Here is a 1,102-nt window from a genome sequence, read left to right on the forward strand (position 1 = left end):
GCCCTGTATGGGACAATGCTGAGGAAAATGAGAGAGAGGCCGAGCCGGAGCGCGACTCCATGCCGTTACGGCAACAGGCAGAGGTTAAGCCGTTCTCTGATGAGAATGACCAGGCTTCTAGGCAACCCCGTATCAGAAGTAAACGGTCGCTGCCTCCCGCTCCATCCAATAATGTTCGAGAAGACGTACCCGCGCCATCCCGTCAATGGCATCATAATATTCCAGCAGCATCTCTACAGTCAGAACATTTTGATGTTGATCGTGGCATACGTTATGAGGCCGAGCCGGTGAGCGACGCCATGCCGTTACGGCCACAAACAGAGGTTGAGCCGTTCTCTGATAAGAATGACCAGGCTTCCGGGCAACCCCGTATCAGACGTACACGGGCGCTGCCTTCTGACACGACCGTTCAGGCCGCAGCCATAACTGGAAACCGTGCCAGCTATGGGTATCGGCGGATTAATAATGACATTAACTTTCAGGTTAAACTTGCCGGACTGTCTGATGATGTGATCATCAAGAATATACAGGAAAGAGCAAACCAGGCTCGGAAGGTGCGTTCTCTTCTAGCCAATGGGGAATATGATAAGGCAAAAGCGGTATTAGAGTTCAAAGTCTTTGAACGCCTTTCAGTCCTCGCACAGCGATATAGCCTTAGAAAAGCGGAGAAATACCGCAGCCTGCTCAATGGGATATGGAAGGCGTTGGGTGAGAGTAGAAGACAGTCCCCTGAGATAAAGACTCTAGTCGATAACATGAAACGTGCATTTTTACCTGAGCGCTCGGTTCCGCAGCCGTCAGAGGGAGATGCTACAACGACCCCGCTGGAGGAAGATACCGAACAGCAGACAACCGATGCGGTGAACGCGCTTAAGTCTGTTGAGGCACTGAATGCCCCCATCATGAACATGGGGCAGTTTATTGATGATCATATCAAGACTGCTATCGAGCAATATAATCGAGATCCCAAGCAATATGATCCTAACGGACGTATGTGGGGCGGTAAGTGGAAATCAGTGGATGCGCGGCGCTTCCCGGGATTAACGCCAGACACTCTAATCCGGGTAGATTTCGCTAGTAGGGGAACGCCTGGCAAAGATGA

At 51.3% G+C, this 1,102-nt stretch carries 1 protein-coding gene; it reads left to right on the forward strand.

Going from position 1 to position 1,102, the window contains the following annotated elements:
- Nucleotides 1–1,102 (forward strand): hypothetical protein (locus tag CRO75_RS32945; protein WP_158539522.1); only part of this gene is annotated, 1,102 nt, incomplete at both ends.

This window comes from Pseudomonas sp. LAMO17WK12:I10 (genome assembly GCF_900215185.1).
In the GTDB taxonomy this organism is placed as follows: Bacteria; Pseudomonadota; Gammaproteobacteria; order Pseudomonadales; family Pseudomonadaceae; genus Aquipseudomonas; species Aquipseudomonas chlororaphis.